The 4,105-nt window shown below is 71.7% G+C and carries 3 protein-coding genes; 1 reads left to right on the plus strand and 2 read right to left on the minus strand.

All coding sequences use genetic code 11. The annotated features are described in order from the left end of the window. Positions 1 to 502: alcohol dehydrogenase catalytic domain-containing protein (locus H5J30_RS20340; RefSeq protein WP_181788835.1), on the minus strand; the 502-nt coding region annotated here is incomplete at its 3' end. Positions 503 to 627: 125 nt separating this feature from the next. Here H5J30_RS20340 and H5J30_RS20345 point away from each other — a divergent pair. After that, on the plus strand, positions 628 to 3,588 hold the full coding sequence (locus H5J30_RS20345; protein WP_181788836.1) for an NACHT domain-containing protein: 2,961 nt from the start codon (positions 628 to 630) through the stop codon (positions 3,586 to 3,588). Positions 3,589 to 3,594: 6 nt separating this feature from the next. Here the strand turns inward: H5J30_RS20345 and H5J30_RS20350 are convergent, their stop codons facing one another. Next, positions 3,595 to 4,050 carry a GNAT family N-acetyltransferase gene (locus tag H5J30_RS20350; protein ID WP_181788837.1) on the minus strand — a complete coding sequence of 152 codons (456 nt, stop codon included), beginning with the start codon at positions 4,048 to 4,050 and terminating at the stop codon, positions 3,595 to 3,597. Positions 4,051 to 4,105: the final 55 nt, after the last annotated feature.

Here is a 4,105-nt window from a genome sequence, read left to right on the forward strand (position 1 = left end):
CGACGCGGGAGGTCGCGGTGATGCCCGCCTGGCGCAGGCTGTTGAACGCCGTCAGCCCCGCGCACATCAGCGGCGCCGCGGCCACCGGGTCGAGCCCGTCGGGCAGCGGCGTGACGAAGTCGGCCTTGAGGACGGCGTACTCGGTGTAGCCGCCGTCCATCACGATGCCCGTGATCCGCTTGGCGGGGCAGAGGATCTGCTCGCCGCGTACGCAGTGGTCGCAGTGCCGGCACGAGTCGCCGAGGAACTGCGCGCCGACCGCCGTCCCGACCGCGGGCCAGGAGACGCCGGGGCCGAGGGCGGCGACCTCGCCGGTGATCTCGTGCCCGGGGACGACGGGGAAGCGGGCGATGGGCCAGTGTCCCTGCAGCAGGTCCAGGTCGGTGCGGCAGACGCCGCACGCGATGATCCTGACGAGCACCTCGCCCGGCCCGGGCTCGGGCACCTCGCGTTCGGTGAGGGTGAGCGGCGCGTCGGCCGCGGTGGCTACAGCCGTGAGCATGGGGGGCTCGTTCCTTCCGGGTCTCTTCCGGCGGACATCCGCCTCGTGGGGACGAATCTAGTCCGCGCTCCCCGTATCCGGCCGATGACCGGCCGTGCACGGACCCGGTTCGCTACCGTGCCCGGGTGAACCCGGATTACGTTCTCCAGGGCGCGGCCGCCGGCGTACTCGCCCGCGTCATCGCCGACACGTCCGTACGCCTCGGCGTCAGCCTGCGGGCGCTCGGCAACCGGGCGCTGAAGGCGGACCAGAAGCTGGTCGAGTGGTTCGACACGTACGAGCTGGACGCGCCCGGCCCCGACCTGTCCGGCGACCTTCCCGACGGGGTGCCCGGGGACGCACTCGACGCGGTCGTCGCCGGCGACGAGTTCCACGCGCTCGTCCACGAACTGCTCGCCGCCCGGCTCACGGACGCGCCGGAGGCGGACGTCCAGCGGATGCGGCCGCTGCTGGAAGCCGGGCTGAGCCCGGCCGACCCCCGGGCGGACTGGTCCGCGTGCGCGCACGTCCTCTTCGACTTCTACGACGAGCAGATATGCGCGCTCGTGGGCCGTCTGCAGGGCGCGGACGGGGAGTTGCTGCCGCGGCTGCGGAGCGAGGCGTTCTCGGCGCGCATGGTCGCGTCGTTACGTGCCATCGAGCGGAAGCTCGCCGCGTACGACGAGGGGGACCCGGAGCGCGAGCGGGAGTACCTGGGGCGCTACCGGCGGCATGTGGTCGAGGAGTTCGGGAAGATCAAGCCGCCCGACTTCGAGCGGCGCCGGCGCGTACCCATCGACGACCTCTACGTCTCGCCCGAGATCCTCCCCATGCCCCCCTCGGGGGCCTTGCTCGCGACCGAGGCGATCTCCCTGTGGCGGCTCGGCGAGGCACTGGACCGGACGGTCCTCCTCGGCGACCCGGGCGGAGGCAAGACGACGGCGTCCGGCGTGCTCATGCACTGGCACGCGCAGTCCGCGGCCCGACGGGTGCCTTTTCTCGTCACCCTGCGGGAGTTCGCCGCGCAGGACCCTCCGGAGCGGTCGGTCGTCGGCCACATCGAGCACCGGCTGGAGACCTTCTACCAGTGCCCCGCCCCGCCCGGCCTCGTCTCCCGGCTCTTCCTCGGCGGCTCGGCGGTGGTCATCTTCGACGGCCTGGACGAGCTGACCGACACGACACGGCGCGCCGAGGTCACCGCGATCGTGGAGCGCTTCTGCTCGGAGTACCCGATGGTGCGGGTACTGGTGACGTCCCGCCTGGTGGGCTACGACCAGGCGCGGCTGGACGAGGGGCAGTTCCGCTGCTATCGGATCGACGGGTTCGACCAGCAGCGGGTGCGCACGTACGTGGCGAAGTGGTTCGCCCAGGAGGAGGGCATCAGCGGTACGGACGCCGAGGGACTGGCCGCCAGCTTCATGACGGAGAGCGAGTCGATTCCCGACCTGCGTGCGAACCCCCTGATGCTGGCGCTGCTGTGCATCCTCTACCGGGGCGAGGGCTACCTCCCGCGCAACCGGCCGGAGGTCTACGAGCAGTGCGCGAACCTGCTCTTCCACAAGTGGGACGCACGCCGCAAGATCCATACGGAGCTGCGCGCCCGGCGGTACGTCGAGCCCGCGCTGCGGCATCTGGCGCACTGGATGTTCGTACGGCAGGAGCAGGAGTCCGCCGTCACCGAGCGGGAGTTGATCCGGCAGACGGCGGGCTTCCTGCACGGCCGCGGCTTCGAGTCGGCGGAGGACGCCCGCGAGGCGGCGGAGGAGTTCGTCGCGTTCTGCCGGGGCCGGGCCTGGGTGTTCAGCGACGCGGGGACGACGTCGACGGGCGAAAAGCTGTACACGTTCACGCACCGGACGTTCCTGGAGTACTTCACCGCCGGGTATCTGGCCAGGGCGTACGACACCCCGGAACAGCTGGCGAAGGAACTGGCCCCCCGGATCATCAAGCAGGAGTGGCCGGTCGTCGCCGAACTCGCCCTGCAGATGAAGGACGGCATGGCCGACCAGGGCGCCGAGCGGTTCTACCGGAGCCTGCTCGGCGACAAGAGGTACAAGGCCGCCGAGAGCAGCAAGAACCTGCTCGTCTTCCTGGCCTCCGCGCTGGCGTCGGTCGATCCGCCGCCGGCGGTCGTCCGGGAACTGTGCCGGCGCTGCCTCGACCTCTTCTTCCTGGGGCCCGGGAACGAGTCCTTGTACCACCTGCCGCTCGGACTCCTGGCTTCCTCGGGGCGCGCGTACCTGCCGGCCCTGGGCGACGAGTTCAGGAAACGCATCGACAACGTGGTCGCGGCCGGCGACGGGTCCGCCCGGACCACCGCGCTCAGCCTGGCGCTCCAGGGTTACGGGGTGCCCGCGGGGGCGGAGCCCATAGGTGACGACGTGGTGCTCTTCTGGACGGAGTTCGCCGAGGAGAGCCGCCGCAGATACGGCGCCGAGTACGCCGGGGCCGCGGGGCTGAGTCAGCACCTCACGTACGAGGCCGCACGGCAGGGCAGTATTCCGCCGGCCGAACTCCTCACGGGGCCGGACGACTTCCAGAAGCTGATGAATGACTCGTACGAAACCGGAGTGTTCGGCATCGGGAAGTTCCCCCTCCTCCTCACCGAAAGCTCGCACGCGATGAACGCGTCGGATTCGATCGCGCCCGGCCGGATGGCCCTTCTCCGGAGGGCCGGAGAATACCTGTCGGACCACGCCGCTCCTCCGTGGACGCGCTGTACGGGCACCCACTGGCCTCCCTCATCAAGGCTGCGGGCGCTCGGCGCGGGCACCGTTCAACTCGACGGCACGGCCTTTCTGGGCGCGGCGATTCCCTACCTGATCTCGGTCGAGTGGACGGAGGACCCGGCCGTCCGCACCGAGGAACCGGAAAGTCTGGGCGCATTGGCGCCCCTCCACCCCTACGTGGCACGAAGGCTGGGGCTTGATCCGGACGCCGAACTCCCCGCCCTGCCGGTCCGCCCCGACATGCAGGCGCTCCTGGAGGCGTGGGCGGACGGCCGGCAGGACTTCGTCGTCGACGAAGCGAAGCAGACCCCGCCCCGCCTTCTGGGACAAGCCCGGCGACCGGCTCCCGCACCCGCCTCCGGGTCTCGTCCCGCATAGCAGCCCCTACAGCGGCAGGGCCCGTCCGAACACCACCATCGGCCGCCCCGCCCCGTCGTAGTCCTCCACCGCCCGTGCCGCGAACCCCAGCCTGCGGTGGAACGCCTGCGACCCCGTGTTCGCCACCGACGTGATCGCCTTCAGCCGCTCCGCCCCCTGCCGGGCCGCCGCCGCCGCGAACGCCCCGTACAGGCGGCGCCCCAGGCCCGTGCCGCGGGTGTCGTCGCGGGTGGCGATCAGGTGGACGTACCCCGTGCGGGCCGGGGTGACGAAGCCGAAGACGTAGCCGCGGATGCCGTCCGGGGCGCGGGCGACCAGGCAGGTGTCGCCGAACTCCTGCACCATCGCCAGCAGATGCAGCGCGCGCATGTCGCGCTCGCCCCAGTAGCGGGGGTGGTCGGCGAGCACGCGGTGGAAGTCGTCCGCGTCCGCCGGCTCGATGTGCGTGCCGTCGCTGGTCATTGCTGTCGCTCCCTCGCGGTCGGTCCCCGGCGGCCCGTCCCCGCGGCCGGCGGCT

Source organism: Streptomyces phytophilus (genome assembly GCF_013870535.1).
Lineage (GTDB): Bacteria > Actinomycetota > Actinomycetes > Streptomycetales > Streptomycetaceae > Streptomyces > Streptomyces phytophilus.